Source organism: Campylobacter cuniculorum DSM 23162 = LMG 24588, assembly GCF_002104335.1.
Taxonomy (GTDB): domain Bacteria; phylum Campylobacterota; class Campylobacteria; order Campylobacterales; family Campylobacteraceae; genus Campylobacter_D; species Campylobacter_D cuniculorum.
Genome location: NZ_CP020867.1, coordinates 671,474 through 687,693 on the forward strand (window position 1 = coordinate 671,474; position 16,220 = coordinate 687,693).

Consider the following 16,220-nt stretch of genomic DNA (forward strand, 5'->3'; position numbering starts at 1 on the left):
AAAGAAGCGGGAATTTATCAAGCCCTTAATCAAATCAATGAAATTTATGGCTCAAAGCTAGAAATCAAAGAAATGAGTGATGTTAAAACAATACTTGATAGGGGTGAAGGCAGACTTAAATGGTAATATAAATTAAGTGTTTAAATTCCAATCAATCTCTTTTTTTCCAAGTCGTCTTAAAATTTCATTTGCCTTAGAAAAATGCTTACAACCTAAAAATCCACTCCTTGCTAAAGGACTAGGATGAGCTGCTTCTAAGATAAAATGTTTGCTTGTATCAATAAGATTTTTTTTATTTTTAGCAAAATTGCCCCAGAGCATAAAAATCAGCCCTGTTTTTTCATTGCTTAATTTCTCAATCACAGCGTCGCTAAATTGCTGCCAACCCCATTCACTATGACTTGCAGGTTTTCCCGCTTCAACGCTTAAAATAGAATTTAAAAGCAAAACACCTTGTTTTGCCCATGCACTCAAATCCCCATTTTTTGGTAAATTTAAATTTAAATCCGCGTGTAATTCTTTATAAATATTGACTAAAGAAGGCGGTAATTTCACCCCATAAGGCACAGAAAAACTAAGTCCCATAGCTTGATATGGTTGATGATAAGGATCTTGTCCAAGCAAGATGATTTTAAGCGAATTTAAAGGAGTGAGATTAAAGGCATTAAAGGTTAAATTCGCAGGCGGATAGATGACTTTTTTTTGTTGAATTGCCTCAATATATTTTTTTTTAATGTCTAAAAAATAGGGTTTTTTAAATTCATCTTTTAAAAATTCTTTCCAGTCTTCATTCATTTTAATTTGTTCAGGTTTGATTGTAATTTCACTCATCATTTTTCTTTAAAAATTGTTTTAAAATTTTTATTTTAGCAAAATATGATTAAATTCAAAACTTAAGCTAAAATTGATAACAAATTATAAACAAAAATTAAACAAAAAGAAAGAATTAGAAAATTTTGTGTTATAATAAAATCTAAAAATTTGCAATATTTAATCATTGTAAAAATTCAAAAAAAGGTTTATAAATGGGAACAAGAAAAGAGCATGATTTCATCGGGGAGTTAGAAATTTCTGATGAAGTGTATTATGGGGTGCAAACTTTTAGGGCGGTTGAAAATTTTAATATTTCTCATGACAGATTGAAAAATTTTCCTCGTTTTGTGAGGGCTTTAGCAAGAGTTAAAAAAGCTGCTGCAATGGCAAATTGTGAGCTTGGGTTGTTAGATAAAGACAAAGAAGAGGCTATTGTGAAGGCTTGTGATAAAATTTTAGAGGGTGGATACTATGAGCAATTTGTCGTGGATATGATTCAAGGAGGTGCTGGAACAAGCACAAATATGAATGCAAATGAAGTGATAGCAAATATTGCTTTAGAGCTTATGGGGCATAAAAAGGGTGAATATCAATATCTTCACCCCAATGATCATGTTAATTTGTCTCAAAGCACTAATGACGCCTATCCGACAGCTTTAAGAATGGCTTTGCATGATTATTTGAGTGATTTGGCTAAGGCTATGGAACATCTTAAAAAGTCTTATGAAAGAAAGGCTGTGGAATTTAAAGATGTTTTAAAAATGGGAAGAACGCAGCTTCAAGACGCTGTGCCTATGACACTAGGACGTGAATTTCAAACCTTTGCAGTAATGATAGAAGAAGACATTCAAAGAGTTTTAGAAGCTAGAAAACTTGTGCTTGAAATTAATCTTGGTGGCACAGCTATAGGAACGGGCATTAATTCCCATCCGGATTATCCAAAAATCGTAGAAAAAAAATTAAGAGAAGTGACAGGGTATGACTATACTGTGGCAGAGGATTTAATTGAAGCCACGCAAGATACAGGCGCTTATGTGCAAATTAGCGGGGTTTTAAAAAGAGTTGCGACAAAGCTCTCTAAGGTTTGTAATGATTTAAGACTTTTAAGCTCCGGACCAAGATGCGGTTTAAATGAGATTAATCTCCCTAAAATGCAACCGGGAAGCTCAATCATGCCCGGAAAAGTCAATCCGGTCATTCCAGAAGTTGTCAATCAAGTTTGTTTTTTTGTCATCGGAGCAGATGTAACCATTACTTTTGCTTGTGAGGCTGGACAATTACAGCTTAATGTTTTTGAACCTATTGCAGCTTATAGCTTGTTTAATTCCATTGTTATGCTTGAAAAAGCCATGCATACCTTAGCCGATAAATGTATCGATGGAATCAGTGCAAATGAAAAAATTTGTGCAGATTTTGTTTATCATTCTGTAGGCATTGTAACGGCTTTAAATCCTTATATCGGCTATGAAAATTCTGCTTCTATTGCTAAGGAAGCCATGAATACAGGCAAAAGCGTCGCAGACATTGCCCTTGCAAGAGGACTTTTGAGTAAAGAGCAAATTGATGAAATTTTAACTCCCGCAAATATGCTCAATCCTCATATGACAGCTAAAAAGTAGGGATTTATTGTGTTTGAGTTAATTTTACAGCTTGTCGTTTTTTTAGGAGCTATTTTCATAGGGATTAGACTTGGAGGAATTGCAATCGGTTATACCGGAGGCTTAGGCGTTGTAATTTTAGGACTTTTTCTAGGTATGAAACCGGGAAATATACCTTGGGATGTGATTTTAATCATTGCAGCTGCAATTGCTGCTATTTCGGCTATGCAACAAGCTGGTGGGCTTGATTATATGGTGCGAATAACTGAAAGGATTTTAAGAGCTCATCCTAAATTTATCAATTATCTTGCTCCAGCTTGTGGGTGGTTACTAACGATTTTAGCGGGAACAGGAAATGCAGTATTTTCACTTATGCCTGTTGTAGTTGATGTAGCAAAATCCCAAAATATCAAGCCTTCAGTCCCTCTTTCGTTGATGGTTGTTTCTTCACAAATCGGCATTACCGCTTCTCCTGTAAGTGCAGCAGTGGTTTATATGAGCGGGGTTTTAGAGCCTTTGGGTTGGAATTATCCTGTTTTGATAGGAATTTGGATTGTAACGACTTTTATTGCTTGTATGCTTACAGCTTTTATTGTAAGCATTATCACTCCTTTAGATTTAAGTAAAGATTCTGTATATCAAGAAAGATTAAAGGCAGGTTTAGTTAAAGATGAGGGTGAAATTTTACATTCTAAAGACAAGCCGGGTGCCAAACTTTCGGTCATAATTTTTCTATCTGCAGTGTTATGCGTAGTGTTTTATGCAACAGCTATTTCGGATAATATCAAGCTTATTAGTCCTGTTATCGTAAAACGTGATGAGGCAATTATGAGTTTTTTACTCACAGCAGCAGCTTTAATTACTTTATTTTGTAAGATTGAGCCTGCAAAAATTCTTGATACAAGTGTTTTTAAATCTGGTATGACAGCATGCGTTTGTGTTTTTGGTGTGGCTTGGCTTGGAAACACCTTTGTAGCAGGGCATGAACAACAGATTAAAGATTTGGCAGGAGAATGGGTTAGAGATTATCCAGCAATGCTTGCTGTGGCATTTTTCTTCGCAAGCACTCTTTTGTATTCTCAAGCAGCAACAGCTAAGGCAATCACACCCATCATTCTTACCGCTTTAGGAATTTCAGCGACAAATCCTAATGATTCTTATATGCTTGTAGCCTGTTTTGCAGCTGTTTCTGCACTTTTTGTTCTCCCAACTTATCCAACTTTACTTGGTGCAGTGCAAATGGATGATACAGGTTCAACACGGATTGGTAAATTTATTTTCAATCATCCCTTCTTTATACCGGGTATTTTAGCCATTGTTATTGCTGTAATTTTAGGTTTTTTAATAGCTCCTTTATTTTAAATTTCTTCTCTCTTATATTTTAAGAGAGAAGTAACATTTAAGTTAATTATGCTAAGATTTTATTGATTAAAATTTTATCTTTGGAATTCATTCATGTTTAAATTTTTTTTCATTTTCTTCTTTGCATTTTTTTTCATATCTTGTTCCACTCACCAAAAAGATAATGTTTTATATCAACACGAACTTGTCTCTCAAAATTGTAGTGAAAATTTTTTTACTCAAGAGCTCAATGAACTGAAAAAAGAAAATGATGTGATTTTTAAGGGCTTAAATGCAGGTTATATCGCTAGAGATTGTAAGAAATTTAAATTGAGTAATGAATTTTTTGATTTAAGTGAAGAATCATATAAATATGATGTTGATTTGCAAAGTGATTCAAGTAAAATTCTTAAAAGTGCTGCTTCAACTTTGATTAATAATACAATTTTTGATTATCAAGGTTTTTACTATGAAAGGACAATGCTTAATCTCACTAAGGCTTTAAATTTTATGAGTTTGGGTGATTTTGCTAATGCAAGAATAGAATTCAATCGTGCCTTAATGCGTCAAGAAAAAGCTAAAGAATATTTCGCCTTTTATTTAGAACAAAACCGCAAAGAACTTGATAAGGCTAAAAAAGAAGATGAAAATTTTGAGCAAAATATCGAGAAAAATTCAAAATTTATCGCAAGAGAATATGAAAATCTTTTTAAGGATTTTAAAATTTCAGAAAATTTTACAAATCCCTATGTTACTTATGTTTCCGCTGTTTTTTTCTTTATGGATAGGGATTATAGAAAGGCTTATGATTTGCTTAAAGAGGTTTTTGTTTTACATAGTAAAAATGAAGAAATGCAAAAACAATTTCAAATTTTTAATCAATTTGCAAAGAGCTTAAATCCAAAAAAGCTTAAAAAACATATTTTTATCATTTATGAAAATGGTTTAGCTCCCGCCTTTGATGAGTTTAGTCTCACTTTGCCTTTTATTTTTGATAAAAAAATTGTCAGTGCAAGTGTGGCTTTACCTATACTTCAAAAACGCTCTTCTTCTTTTGAATATCTTAGTGTTTTAGATGCAAATGAAAATTTGCAAACTCAAAATTTATTTGATTTTGATGCCATTGTCGCAAGTGAATTTAAAACAAATTTAACCCCTATAATCACCCAAGCTCTATTGACTACGATTTTAAAAACAAGTGTGAATGTAGCAGTTGCAAACAATGATAATACAGGCATTTTATCCTTAGTTAGCAATCTTTTTAGCATTTTAAGCACGAGAGCAGATTTAAGATTTTGGAATTTTTTACCTAAAAATGCACAAATTGCAATGTTAGAAAATAAAGGTTTTGTAGAAATTTTAACCCCTATGCAAAATTCAATTTATAGTTCAAATTTAGACAAAAATAAAGATATTTTGATTTTAGTCCGCTCTTTTACAACACAAATTTCACCAAGAATTTACATAATAGAAAATTAAGAAGGATATAATCACAAAATCAAAAGGAGAGATTAGAATGAAAACGATTTTTTTAAGCTTTTTAGCATTGCTCTTTGCAGCGTGTTCAAGTCCTATTTATACAGATGGCAAAGCTTCGCAGGAAAAACAAGGTCCTGCTCTAACTTTAGGACTTGATAGGGAGGATTTTGAAAAAACAGCTGAAATTATGGTAGAGAGTATGTTAAAAAGCCCGGCTTTTTCAAACATTCCAAGTGGGCAAAGAAAGGTTATAGCCATAGGCAGAATCATCAATGACACTCCACAAAGAATCGACACAGATAAACTCATCTCTAAAATCACCATAGCCCTTAGAAAATCGGGCAAATTTATACTGACAACCGCTGTGGCTGCGGGGGGAGCTAGAGATGAAATGAGTGAGGCTGTAAGAGAACTTAGAGATAATGAGGAATTCAATCAAAACACCATAGCACAAACGGGGACTTTGGTTGCTCCTGATTTTTCTTTGAGTGGAAAAATCAGACAAGATAATGTAAAATTAGAAAATGGAGACATACAAGCAGAATATTTCTTTTATCTTAGTGTAACGGATTTAACTTCGGGTTTGGCTTATTGGGAAGATGAACGCACAATCGATAAGGTTGGCACTAGCAAATCGGTAACTTGGTGATGAGAATTGTTTTATTTTTTCTCGCTCTTGCGGGGCTGCTTTTTGCAGTCGATGAAAATCAAAGCATAGAAGTTAATGTTATTAATAATTCTAAAAATTCCAAACAAGATGCGATTATTTATGATTATATCCCGCAGGAGTTGAATTTAACAGAAGAGGCATTCAAAGCTCAAAACACGCGAACTTTGAATGCAAGAGTGATGACTAAAATCATAGATGCTAGGGGAAGTGGGTCTAATGAGCAAGAGGCTCTAAACAATGCTTTGATTGTGGCTTTATCTCAACTTAGAGGCGTGAGCGGGGAAAATTTAAGACAGGAATTTAAAAGTATAAAATTCAATCTTAGCTCACTTGGACAAATTGAACAAAACTCAAATCAATTCTTACAAAATGTCTCCAAAGGACGCATTGATACTTATAAAATCAATTCTGTCAAACAAACAGAACAAGGCGTTGAAGTGGAAATTTCTGCCTATAAATATATGTTTGAACACAATCAAAAAAACAAGCTCATACTCTATGATTTAACCCATACAGCCCTAAGCGAGAGACTTAAACAGGCTCTTAGTGATATTTTTTCTCAAAGCGAAAATTTTCAGCTTTTACAAAGAGATGAAAACTATGAAAATGAAAACGATTTACTCAAAAGTGAAGACATTTCAAGCGATGAGATTTATAAACTTGGAAATGTTTTGGGGGCGGATTATATTTTAGAATTTAAGATTTTAGAGGGACAAAAAAGTTCAAGTAAGATTAATTATGGTGAAAAATTAAGTCTTAATATAGCCTATAAACTCGTTTTTTTCCCTACAAGGGAGGTGATTTATTCAAAGACTTTAAATTCAAAGCTTGTTGTGAGCGATGATATCAACAAACAACAAAAAGCACTTGAAAAAATTGCCCTTAATGTCAATAAAGAACTAGAAAATCATCTCTTTGCCGTTGCTAAAGATGATAAGACTTCATCTGAAAATTCTAAAGCCATAAATTATAAACTTGGTGAAAAAGGTGGGGTTGATTTAGGATTTTAACCAAAAATTAAAGAAAAATTTTGTAGAATTTAAGTTTTTTAAACCATTAAAGCTTTTAAATCCAAAATTGGTGCTTTATGGTAACTTACCCTAAGGAAAGTTTAATGTATGCTATTATCAAACACGGCTCAAAGCAGTATAGAGTGAGCGTTGGCGATGAGTTAAAGCTTGATCGTTTTGAAGCTGAAAAAAAATCAAATGTTGAATTGAGCGAAGTTCTTGCAATCAATGATAAAGAATTAAAGGTAGGTTCGCCCTTTATAGCGGGTGCAAAGGTTATTTTAGAAGTGATCACTCACGGAAAAGATAAAAAAGTTGTGATTTACAAAAAAAGACGCAGAAAAGATTCTAAACTCAAAAGAGGCTTTAGAAGACAATTCACACGCGTCTTGGTCAAAGACATTCAAGGAGCTTAATATGGCACACAAAAAAGGTCAAGGTTCAACTCAAAACAATCGCGATTCTGCGGGTCGTCGTTTGGGTATTAAAAAATTTGGTGGAGAATTTGTAAGAGCAGGGAATATCATCTTGCGTCAAAGAGGTACCGCAACTCATATAGGAAACAATGTGGGCATAGGAAAAGACCATACAATTTTTGCTTTAATCGATGGTTTTGTGAAATTTGAAAGGAAGGATAAAAACAGAAAAAAAGTTTCTGTTTATCCTGCTTGAATTAATTTTTTTGCTTTAAATTAGAAAATTGACTAAAATTTAAATCACTTGTTCATTGATAGATTTTTATTTAATTCAATTGATTTAAATTTTTTAGTCAATATTTTCTATGTGATTTTATCTGATTTAAAGATAAAATACTACACAATCAATGAAAATACTAAAAAATTTTTATTTTTTAAAGATTTATTTAAATTCAATATGCAAAATGAAGGCTTATAATGTTTATAGATAATGTCCAAATTCTTGTAGCTTCTGGTAATGGAGGTGCGGGAGCGGTGAGTTTTCGTCGCGAAAAGCATGTGCCTTTAGGAGGACCTGATGGAGGCGATGGCGGAAGAGGGGGCAATGTGTATTTTTTGTGTGATAATAACACCCATACACTTTCGCATTTTAAAGGCAAAAAGGAATTTTGTGCTAAAAATGGTGAAAACGGGCTTGGACGCAATAAAAATGGTAAAAAAGGCGAAGATTTAGAGCTTATTGTTCCACAAGGTACTCAAATTTTCGATGCACAAACAAATGAACTTTTGCTGGATTTAACTCAAATTGGAGAAAAAAAACTTTTCTTAAATGGTGGAAAAGGCGGACTTGGTAACACGCATTTTAAAAATTCAATCAATCAAAGACCCGATTATGCTCAAAGCGGTATAAAAGGAGAGAAAAAACTTATACGTTTGGAATTAAAACTCATTGCAGATGTCGGACTTGTAGGCTTTCCAAATGTTGGAAAATCCACTTTGATTTCTGTGATTTCACATGCTAAACCAGAAATTGCAGATTATGAATTCACTACACTCACGCCAAAATTAGGGCTTGTAGATGTTGATGAGTATCATAGCTTTGTGATGGCAGATATTCCGGGTATTATTAGAGGTGCAAGCGAGGGAAAGGGTTTGGGGCTTGAGTTTTTAAAACATATTGAACGCACGAATTTTTTACTTTTTGTGCTTGATCCTTTAAGAGAACTTTCTTTAAAAGAACAATTTATCATTCTTAGAAATGAGCTTGAAAATTTTTCTAAAGAGCTTTATCAAAGGGAATTTGGGATAATGATTTCTAAAATTGATAGTGTTAATTTTGGTCAAGAATTTAAAGAAAATCTTTTACAAAATTTTAATCAACTACAAAATTATCTTTCTGATTTAAATCATCCTGAAAATTTTTTAATGCAAATTTCAAGCTTAGAAAAAATCGGTTTAAAAGAGCTTAAATTTAAGCTTTTAGAGCAAGTTAAAAAGGGTAAGGCATGAGACGCGATGAATTTATTTTTGAGGATAAAATTTATATCGAATCTTTTTTAAATTCCATAGAATTTGGCGTTTTGGCTATACCCGATAAGGATTGTGCTTATGCTGTGCCGATTAGTTTTTGTTTTCATCAAAATGAACTTTATTTTCACGGGGCTAAATCAGGACGCAAATATCAGCTTTTAAAAAATGAACCTCGAGTCAGTTTTAACGCTTCAAAACCTTATTCTTACATACCTTCAAGCTTTTTAAATCATACGATGATACCCACTCAATTTTTCTTCAGTGTTTATATTGAAGGAAAATTTGAAGTTATCACTGAAAATCAAAAGAAAAAACAAATGCTAGAATTTTTGGTAAAAAAATACGAAAATCAAAATTTCATTCTTAAAGAAGGACAAGAAAATGGAGTTTTTACAGGCATTATCAAGGCTCAAACTTTGAGTGCTAAAGCAAAATTTGGACAAAATTTAGATGATGAAAAGATTAAAATTTTGATTAAAGACCTTAAAAATAGAGGAAATGAGCTTGATTTTCAAACCATAAAATGGATTGAAAAATTAAGGGTTTAAAAATATAAGAGTTAATCACTCATTCGTTAATTTATCTTTTTATTTCATAAAAGCAAAAATTCAATTTTTTTCAAGAGCTTTTATAATGATTTGTATCTTTTCATCAAGCATTCCAAAATGAGTGTTGTTGATGATTAAATCAGGTTTGGGCTCATCGTATTTTATATCCACACCTACAACATTTTGAATTTTTGCATTTAATGCACCGCTGTATAGACCTTTTTTATCGCGTTTGAGTAATTCTTCAAAATCGCATTGTATATAAATTTCAAAAAAATTTTTTAAATTTTTTCGGTTATACTCATAACATTCTTTAAACATAGAAATTGCACTCACTATAACAATCATTCCTTGAGAGCTTAAAAAATGGGCAAATTGTGCCTTTTTTAAAGATACTTTAATGCGCTCTTGTTTTTCATAACCAAAATGTCCTAAAAGTTCTCTAAATGCGTCGCCATCAAGATGGATAATGTAATTAAAATTTTCACGCAATTTTTCATATAAAGCTTGTGCAATATAGCTTTTGCCACTTCCGGCTAAACCTGTGAGCCAAATGACTCCGCCTTGATTTAAAATTTTAGCCATAAAATTCCTTATTTTTTTAAAAAAAATCTTAGCATAAATAAACTTTAATTAAAGCAAAAACACGCTAGAATTTAAAAAATATAGTCTTTAAAGAAAAAATATGGAGTATAAAAGATTTAAAACCAAACAAATTAAAGTCGGTGAAGTTTTAATAGGCGGTGATGCACCCATTTCTGTTCAATCTATGCTTTTTAGCAAAACAAGAGATGTTGAGGCTTGTTTGGAGCAAATCAATCGCCTTTATTTTGCTGGAGCAGATATTGTTCGTTTAGCTTGTTTGGATATGGCTGATGCAAGGGCTTTAAGGGAGATTAAAAGCAAAAGTGCTTTGCCCTTAATTGTAGATATTCATTTTAATCACAAATTGGCTGTATTTTGTGCTGAATTTATCGATGGAGTGCGTATAAATCCCGGAAATATAGGTTCTAAAGAAAATATCAAAGAAGTTGTAAAGGCTTGCAAACAAAGAAAAATTCCTATAAGAATAGGCATCAATCATGGCTCAATTGAAAAACAATTTAGCGATAAATTCGGCTATGGGATTGAAGCCATGCTTGAAAGTGCAAAATACAATATCAAGCTTTTGGAGGATTTTGATTTTGAGGATATTAAAATTTCTATGAAAACTTCAGACACTCAAAAAACTATAGAAGCTTATGAAAGACTTAGACCACTTTGTGATTATCCTTTTCATCTTGGAGTTACAGAGGCTGGGACGCAGTTTCATAGCACGATTAAAAGTTCGATTGCACTTGGAAATTTACTCCTAAAAGGCATAGGGGATACAATGAGAGTTTCAATGACAGGAGAGCTAGAAGAGGAAATTCGTGTTGCAAAGGCGATTTTGCAAGATAGCGGAGTGCAAAAAAGCGGAGTAAATATCATTTCTTGCCCTACTTGCGGACGCATTCAAAGCGATTTGCTTAAGGCGATTAAGATTGTTGAAGAAAAGACTAAACACATTAAAGAAGCTTTAAACATAAGCGTTATGGGCTGTGTTGTTAATGCTTTGGGCGAGGCTAAAGGTGCAGATGTTGCCATAGCTTTTGGAAAAAATCAAGGTTTAGTCATAAGACATGGAGAAGTTGTTGCGAAACTTAAAGAAGAGGAGCTTGTGGATAGATTTTTACTCGAAGTTGAAGATGAGGTTAAGAGCAGAGAGATGAAACATTAATGAAAAATATTTGTATAATTTTTTAAAAAATATATAGGAATTTTAGGGTAAAATTAGAGTATGAATTATATTTTTGTAAAATTCTGTATTTAAAAATTTATAGAACTTAGTATAAAATTTGTTAAAATAGAATTTGAAATGAAATGACTTACTTAGATAAATACATAATCTTTATAGAAGTTATTTAAACTTTTATAAAATAATCTCTTTTGGAATAAAATAAACAAGTTATTAATGAAAACATTTTTTGCTTCTATAACTAAAGAGCTAAACATTTCGAGCAATATTGACACAAAAACTCAAATTTTAAAATTTTTAGGCTCTGTTAAAATATATTATTGATTTTTAATGTCGATTTAGTTTCTATTATTTTAGAATCTCAAAATTCAGAAGCTTTGAATATTAATGAAGTTGCATTTTTCAAAGAAAGTATTAAAATTCGAAGTCTTTTAGCAAAATATCCTCCAAAAAGCAAGGCAAATAGAGTGAATAAAGGAGTGAAAATCAAGCTTGTCCTTTTAAAATTTAAATTCATTCAAAATATTTTAATTCTTTCATTTTTTCATAAATTTTAGCTGTGGCTATCCCCGAACTTATACTTCTACCCCCATGTTCGAGTAAAACGGTTACAACATATCTTGGATGAGCATAGGGAGCATAGCTCGTCATCCAAGTGTGCGACCTTGTGTAGTATTCTAAATCTGCTTCATTGACTCTGTTTTTATCTTTTTGAGAAAAGCCTATAACCTGTGCTGTTCCCGTTTTTGCTGCTACTTTAATAGGAAGATGGCTAAGGTAGCGGTAGGCTGTCCCGCCTTGCTCATTTGCAACGGCATACATTGCATCGCGTATATAGGGGAGTTGAGTTTGTTCAAAAAGTGTAAAAACTTCATTGTTTGTATTTTGTGTGCTTAAATTTTTATCTTCAACTTGTTTTAAAAAATGTGGAGTCACACCCGATCCTTTAGCAATTTGAGCTGTGTATTTAGCAACCTGCATAGGTGTTACTAAAAAATCGCCCTGTCCGATTGAAGTGTTTAAGGTTTCACCTTGATACCAAGGCTTTTTAAACCTTTGCATTTTCCATTCTCTGCTTGGAACTATCCCCACAAATTCATTAGGTAAATCCACTCCTGTTTTTGTGCCAAAACCTATACGACTTAAAGTTGAGCTAACCCTATCAATGCCCACATTCAAGCCCCCGTTATAAAAATACACATCACAGCTTTGTTTAATGCCATTTTTTAAATCCACATTTCCATGCCCACTTCTATTCCAACACCTAAAATCTCTCCCACCAAATTCGAACGCCCCGCTACAAAAAAAACTCGTATTTGTATTGATTTTCTTCGAATCTAAAAAAGACAGCCCAACGCCCATTTTTACAATAGAGCCTGGAGGGAAAAGCCCATTGACAAGTTTATTTGTAAAGGGATGATCCGGATTGTTTGAAAGCTCGGTCCATTCTTTATTTGAAATTCCGTTTACAAAAGGATTTAAGTCATATTCAGGAAAACTTCCAGCAGCTAAAATTTCTCCATTTTCAATGTCCATCACCACAACAGTACCTGTATTATCACTAAAAAGCTCACTTAAAAAGGTTTGAAGTCTTATATCGATACTTAATTGTATGTCAGTGGTAACAGGTAAGGTGTAAGAAAGTTGTTCAATTTCTTGATTTAAGGCGTTAATTTTATAGGTTCTTTCTCCCTTTTCTCCTTGCAAAATTTCATTATAATAACGTTCAATGCCACTTCTTCCTATATAATTTGTCAATTTTGCAATTTCATTTTCACTCACATCTTGCAAATTTGCTTTACCCACATAACCGATAATATGAGAAGCTAAGGAGTTAAAAGGGTATTTTCTTCTCACCACAGGTTTAACCTCGATGTTTTCATTCAAGTGAAGGATTGAAAAATAAGGCATCATTTTTTCATAAGGCACAAAATCTATCACTTCTATGAAATTTTGATTATAATATGAATCATTTCTTTTATAATTTCTTTCTAAAATTGTTGCATTTAAGTCCGTGAATAAAGAAGTTAAGGTATTAAGCTCTTTATTTAAAATTTCTTGATTAGATTTTTTTATGCTTAAATAAGGCTTGATAGAAACACTAAAACCCAAATCATTGAGAGCTAAAAATACCCCGTTTCTGTCTAAAATTTGCCCCCTAGTTGGAGCTAAATTTTGAGTTTTAATCGCATTTTGTCTTGCAAGTTCTTCATAATAGACATTTGATTTGATACTAAGATAATACACGCGACTGAGTAGAAAAATAAAAAACAAAAGGATAAAACCCACAACAATACGCATTCTCATTCTTCAAACTTCCTTTTTATCATATAAAAGATGAGAATCAACACTCCTGCTACAAGATAAGGTTCTAGTCAAGCAGATTATGAAAATGAATACAGCATAGAGCATTCTTAGTAAAAATATAAAGACAGCTGTTAATATACTGCTGGTAATTAAGAAGAATGATGCTGTTATTGTGCCAAAAAATGCCATTAAATTTTATCCTTAAAAAAAATATAAGCAATGAATGCTTCTATGAGTATAGAAATAAAATTAACTATACCAAAAAAATGCACATTTTGATTGCTCATATAAGAAAAAATCATATCTAAAATCCAAATAAAACCATAACTGCAAAGCACGAAAACACTTGCTATTAATTGACCGATTTTAAAATTCGTCTTAATCCAATCCGCACAAGTATAATAAAAAATAAAAAAAGCTATCCAAGAAGAAAAAATAAAAAAATTATGAGTGATGTCTGCAAAAAGCAAAAAAGCCAAACAAAAATACCAACGAAAATCAAGTTTTTGCAGAGTCTTTTCACTTTGCTCTAAAAGATAAAAAGCATAACAAAAAAATATCCCATAAAAGGGAGGTAAATAGACAAAAATCGAGCTTAAAATTTGATAGAAAATAAAAAAAAAGCCTGAAATAACATAATTTAAATTCAAATTTTCAACGTAATTTTTAACATGAGCATTTTTTTTCATTGAAACTCCAAAACGCTTGAGATGATTTTTTCTTCAAGAGTTTTTAAGCCAAATTGATTGAAATTTGAAATCAAAAGGGCGTCTTTGAATTCATTTTTAAGTTTTGATTTTTGACTTTGATTTAATTTATCGCATTTTGTAAAAACTTTTAGAATTGTTTGCTTTTCTTGTAAAAAACTTTGCAAATACCGCTCTACATTTAAATCAAGCTCTAAATTTGTATGTCTTGAATCGATTAAATGGATAAAAAGTTTGATTGAGCTGCGAAGTTTTAAAAATTCGTCTAAATTTTGATTCCAAAGTTTTTTGAGTTGCTTTGAAACCCTTGCATAACCAAAACCGGGAAGGTCTATAAAATAAATGCTGAATTTTTTTTCATCTTTTTTACACAAGACTTCAAAAAAATTAATGAGCTGTGTTTTTCCCGGAGTTTGAGAACTTTTCGCAAGTTTTTTTTGTTTGCAAAGAGAATTAATCAAAGAACTTTTGCCCACATTAGAGCGTCCCAAAAAAGCCACTTCAGCGGATTTTGAAGAAAAATTAGAATCAAATTGAGTGAAAGAGGTGACGAATTTGGCATCAAGTATCATTTTTTATCCAAGTCAAAAACAAAATGAGCCGGTTTATTGTCTTTGCTCTCAATGCGATAAATATTTGCTTTTCTATCCACGATGATTCTATTTCCATAGAGTTTTTTATTGCTTTGAATTTCGTTGATATAAGCGTTTCCGTTAATCTCATAAGTATCTTTAGCCACATCATAAATGAATTTATCCCCACTGCCCTCATAAACCTTGCCCTTAAGAGTGATTTTAAATCGAGGCTGTTTGCTTGCCTCGTATCGAATAGGTTTTCGATTCTTATCACTAAAAATGACAAGCTCACCAGAATTTAAAACATCATTTTCATGATTGACAACAACATTGCCACTCAAAACACTTTTCCCGGTATTTTCATCAGAATAAAAATTTAAGGCTTGAATTTTGATTTGATTTGCAAAAGATAAATTGATACAAAATAAAAATAAGATTAACTTCCTTGCAACCACGCTTGAACTCCTTGAACTTGTAAAATTTTATTTTTTATATCGTAGTTTAAAACATTTCCGTTAATGATATTTCCATCAATAAATGCTTTAAAACCAAGATGAGTGCTTAAAATCTTTTCTCGAGGATTAAATTGCATTTTTGGACTCAAAAGCTTTGTCTTGTCTTTTCCTAAATACACGACATCTCCTTCGAAAACAACTTGATTAAAATCCTTGCCCAAAAGCTCTAGGGTATGAGCACTTAAATTAAAATCTAAATTTAAATTCACAAAATTTTTAAACACATCTTTATTTTCATAACGAGTCCAAGAATGTGCCTTATAATAGGACTTAATCATAGAAGAATTAAGCTCATAAGCATCAAGGGAATTTGCTTCTATATTTTTAAAATCCAAAGAATAATTCTTTAAATTTAAAGAATAGGGATCTTGCAAAGACAATATAGTAAAACTTATCGTAAAAAGAGCGATTAAAATCCCAAAAATTTTTATAGCCAAAGCTTATTCCATTCTTTTTGCATATGATTTTTTTTGATAATAATCTCAATCATTTCTGCCACAGCAGCTTTGCCACCTTTTTTAGAGAGTTTAAAATCCACTTTTAAATCCCTGTGTGCATCTTTTGGTTTGAAACTGAATTTTACATTTTTAAGCAAGGCTTTATCATTGAGATAATCACCTATCGCAGCACTTTGCGAAAAATTTAAATTCAAGTCTTGTAAAATTTTTTTTGCACAAGAAAGCTTGTCTTTAACGCCCTGATAAACAAGCTCGATTTTTAAATCCTTTGCTCTTTGCTCAACACAGATTGAAGTGCGTCCTGTGATGATGGCAATTTTCTTACCAAGTTTAAGCCAAGCTTCAATCGCCGCACCATCTTTAACATCGAATTCTTTAAGCTCTTTAGAATCCGATGAATAAATAATCTTCCCGTCTGTCAAACAACCATCAATGTCTAAAAATATAAGTTCAATCATCTATAAATCTTTCAATCC

Annotated in this window: 19 protein-coding genes; 11 read left to right on the forward strand and 8 right to left on the reverse strand. The window is 32.1% G+C overall.

All coding sequences use genetic code 11. The annotated features are described in order from the left end of the window. Nucleotides 1-132 precede the first annotated feature (132 nt). A complete protein-coding gene (gene ung / locus CCUN_RS03395; protein WP_027306248.1) occupies nt 133-831 on the reverse strand; it encodes a uracil-DNA glycosylase in 699 nt (232 codons plus the stop codon). Between the two features lie 194 nt (nt 832-1,025). Here ung and aspA point away from each other — a divergent pair, with 194 nt between their 5' ends. From aspA to CCUN_RS03440, 9 genes are all read left to right on the forward strand, one after another. After that, the gene (aspA, locus tag CCUN_RS03400; RefSeq protein WP_027306247.1) at nt 1,026-2,432 is read left to right on the forward strand and encodes an aspartate ammonia-lyase; all 1,407 of its coding nucleotides are present in this window, start codon (nt 1,026-1,028) and stop codon (nt 2,430-2,432) included. Between the two features lie 9 nt (nt 2,433-2,441). Then, entirely contained in the window at nt 2,442-3,773 is a 1,332-nt protein-coding gene (locus tag CCUN_RS03405) for an anaerobic C4-dicarboxylate transporter (RefSeq protein ID WP_415270566.1), read from the forward strand. A 93-nt stretch (nt 3,774-3,866) separates the two neighbouring features. Beyond that, nucleotides 3,867-5,231: a COG3014 family protein gene (locus CCUN_RS03410; protein ID WP_035175956.1), complete on the forward strand. Its 1,365-nt coding sequence runs from the start codon at nt 3,867-3,869 to the stop codon at nt 5,229-5,231. A gap of 37 nt (nt 5,232-5,268) precedes the next feature. Further along, nucleotides 5,269-5,880, forward strand: coding sequence for a penicillin-binding protein activator LpoB (gene lpoB / locus CCUN_RS03415; RefSeq protein WP_027306244.1), 612 nt, complete (start codon nt 5,269-5,271; stop codon nt 5,878-5,880). Then, on the forward strand, nt 5,880-6,911 hold the full coding sequence (locus tag CCUN_RS03420; protein ID WP_051521742.1) for a CsgG/HfaB family protein: 1,032 nt from the start codon (nt 5,880-5,882) through the stop codon (nt 6,909-6,911). Before lpoB ends, CCUN_RS03420 begins: the two co-directional genes overlap by 1 nt. A gap of 104 nt (nt 6,912-7,015) precedes the next feature. After that, on the forward strand, nt 7,016-7,327 hold the full coding sequence (rplU, locus tag CCUN_RS03425) for a 50S ribosomal protein L21 (protein ID WP_027306242.1): 312 nt from the start codon (nt 7,016-7,018) through the stop codon (nt 7,325-7,327). Nucleotide 7,328: 1 nt separating this feature from the next. Next, nucleotides 7,329-7,583, forward strand: coding sequence for a 50S ribosomal protein L27 (rpmA, locus tag CCUN_RS03430; RefSeq protein WP_027306241.1), 255 nt, complete (start codon nt 7,329-7,331; stop codon nt 7,581-7,583). A 221-nt stretch (nt 7,584-7,804) separates the two neighbouring features. Next, nucleotides 7,805-8,836, forward strand: a complete 1,032-nt coding sequence (obgE, locus tag CCUN_RS03435; protein ID WP_027306240.1) for a GTPase ObgE — start codon at nt 7,805-7,807, stop codon at nt 8,834-8,836. Beyond that, nucleotides 8,833-9,405 carry a pyridoxamine 5'-phosphate oxidase family protein gene (locus CCUN_RS03440; protein WP_027306239.1) on the forward strand — a complete coding sequence of 191 codons (573 nt, stop codon included), beginning with the start codon at nt 8,833-8,835 and terminating at the stop codon, nt 9,403-9,405. Before obgE ends, CCUN_RS03440 begins: the two co-directional genes overlap by 4 nt. Nucleotides 9,406-9,465: 60 nt before the next feature. Here the strand turns inward: CCUN_RS03440 and CCUN_RS03445 are convergent, their stop codons facing one another. Then, entirely contained in the window at nt 9,466-9,990 is a 525-nt protein-coding gene (locus CCUN_RS03445; RefSeq protein WP_035175954.1) for an adenylyl-sulfate kinase, read from the reverse strand. Nucleotides 9,991-10,090: 100 nt separating this feature from the next. Between CCUN_RS03445 and ispG the strand changes: the two genes are divergently transcribed. Together ispG and CCUN_RS09920 are read left to right on the forward strand one after the other, a co-directional pair. Continuing rightward, nucleotides 10,091-11,164 (forward strand): flavodoxin-dependent (E)-4-hydroxy-3-methylbut-2-enyl-diphosphate synthase, encoded by a 1,074-nt coding sequence (gene ispG / locus CCUN_RS03450; RefSeq protein WP_027306237.1) that lies wholly within the window; start codon nt 10,091-10,093, stop codon nt 11,162-11,164. Between the two features lie 338 nt (nt 11,165-11,502). Further along, nucleotides 11,503-11,739, forward strand: coding sequence for a hypothetical protein (locus CCUN_RS09920; protein ID WP_027306236.1), 237 nt, complete (start codon nt 11,503-11,505; stop codon nt 11,737-11,739). Here the strand turns inward: CCUN_RS09920 and mrdA are convergent. From mrdA to CCUN_RS03485, 6 genes are all read right to left on the reverse strand, one after another. Next, the gene (mrdA, locus tag CCUN_RS03460) at nt 11,696-13,489 is read right to left on the reverse strand and encodes a penicillin-binding protein 2 (RefSeq protein WP_027306235.1); all 1,794 of its coding nucleotides are present in this window, start codon (nt 13,487-13,489) and stop codon (nt 11,696-11,698) included. The genes CCUN_RS09920 and mrdA overlap by 44 nt on opposite strands. A gap of 188 nt (nt 13,490-13,677) precedes the next feature. Continuing rightward, nucleotides 13,678-14,178, reverse strand: a complete 501-nt coding sequence (locus CCUN_RS03465; protein ID WP_027306234.1) for a hypothetical protein — start codon at nt 14,176-14,178, stop codon at nt 13,678-13,680. Beyond that, nucleotides 14,175-14,768 (reverse strand): ribosome biogenesis GTP-binding protein YihA/YsxC, encoded by a 594-nt coding sequence (gene yihA / locus CCUN_RS03470; protein WP_027306233.1) that lies wholly within the window; start codon nt 14,766-14,768, stop codon nt 14,175-14,177. Before yihA ends, CCUN_RS03465 begins: the two co-directional genes overlap by 4 nt. After that, nucleotides 14,765-15,226, reverse strand: a complete 462-nt coding sequence (locus CCUN_RS03475; RefSeq protein ID WP_027306232.1) for an LptA/OstA family protein — start codon at nt 15,224-15,226, stop codon at nt 14,765-14,767. The genes yihA and CCUN_RS03475 overlap by 4 nt, the downstream gene beginning before the upstream one ends. Next, nucleotides 15,208-15,723 (reverse strand): hypothetical protein, encoded by a 516-nt coding sequence (locus tag CCUN_RS03480; RefSeq protein ID WP_027306231.1) that lies wholly within the window; start codon nt 15,721-15,723, stop codon nt 15,208-15,210. The genes CCUN_RS03475 and CCUN_RS03480 overlap by 19 nt, the downstream gene beginning before the upstream one ends. After that, on the reverse strand, nt 15,714-16,202 hold the full coding sequence (locus CCUN_RS03485; RefSeq protein ID WP_027306230.1) for an HAD hydrolase family protein: 489 nt from the start codon (nt 16,200-16,202) through the stop codon (nt 15,714-15,716). Before CCUN_RS03485 ends, CCUN_RS03480 begins: the two co-directional genes overlap by 10 nt. Between the last annotated feature and the right edge of the window lie 18 nt (nt 16,203-16,220).

Bases quoted from the DNA above. Each gene is read 5' to 3' on its own strand.
- rplU (WP_027306242.1), top strand. From the start codon at position 7,016: ATGTATGCTATTATCAAACACGGCTCAAAGCAGTATAGAGTGAGCGTT.
- CCUN_RS03465 (WP_027306234.1), bottom strand. From the start codon at position 14,178: ATGAAAAAAAATGCTCATGTTAAAAATTACGTTGAAAATTTGAATTTA.
- CCUN_RS03485 (WP_027306230.1), bottom strand. From the start codon at position 16,202: ATGATTGAACTTATATTTTTAGACATTGATGGTTGTTTGACAGACGGG.
- obgE (WP_027306240.1), top strand. From the start codon at position 7,805: ATGTTTATAGATAATGTCCAAATTCTTGTAGCTTCTGGTAATGGAGGT.
- rpmA (WP_027306241.1), top strand. From the start codon at position 7,329: ATGGCACACAAAAAAGGTCAAGGTTCAACTCAAAACAATCGCGATTCT.
- ispG (WP_027306237.1), top strand. From the start codon at position 10,091: ATGGAGTATAAAAGATTTAAAACCAAACAAATTAAAGTCGGTGAAGTT.
- yihA (WP_027306233.1), bottom strand. From the start codon at position 14,768: ATGATACTTGATGCCAAATTCGTCACCTCTTTCACTCAATTTGATTCT.
- CCUN_RS03420 (WP_051521742.1), top strand. From the start codon at position 5,880: ATGAGAATTGTTTTATTTTTTCTCGCTCTTGCGGGGCTGCTTTTTGCA.
- lpoB (WP_027306244.1), top strand. From the start codon at position 5,269: ATGAAAACGATTTTTTTAAGCTTTTTAGCATTGCTCTTTGCAGCGTGT.
- ung (WP_027306248.1), bottom strand. From the start codon at position 831: ATGAGTGAAATTACAATCAAACCTGAACAAATTAAAATGAATGAAGAC.
- aspA (WP_027306247.1), top strand. From the start codon at position 1,026: ATGGGAACAAGAAAAGAGCATGATTTCATCGGGGAGTTAGAAATTTCT.
- CCUN_RS03445 (WP_035175954.1), bottom strand. From the start codon at position 9,990: ATGGCTAAAATTTTAAATCAAGGCGGAGTCATTTGGCTCACAGGTTTA.
- CCUN_RS03440 (WP_027306239.1), top strand. From the start codon at position 8,833: ATGAGACGCGATGAATTTATTTTTGAGGATAAAATTTATATCGAATCT.
- CCUN_RS03410 (WP_035175956.1), top strand. From the start codon at position 3,867: ATGTTTAAATTTTTTTTCATTTTCTTCTTTGCATTTTTTTTCATATCT.
- mrdA (WP_027306235.1), bottom strand. From the start codon at position 13,489: ATGAGAATGCGTATTGTTGTGGGTTTTATCCTTTTGTTTTTTATTTTT.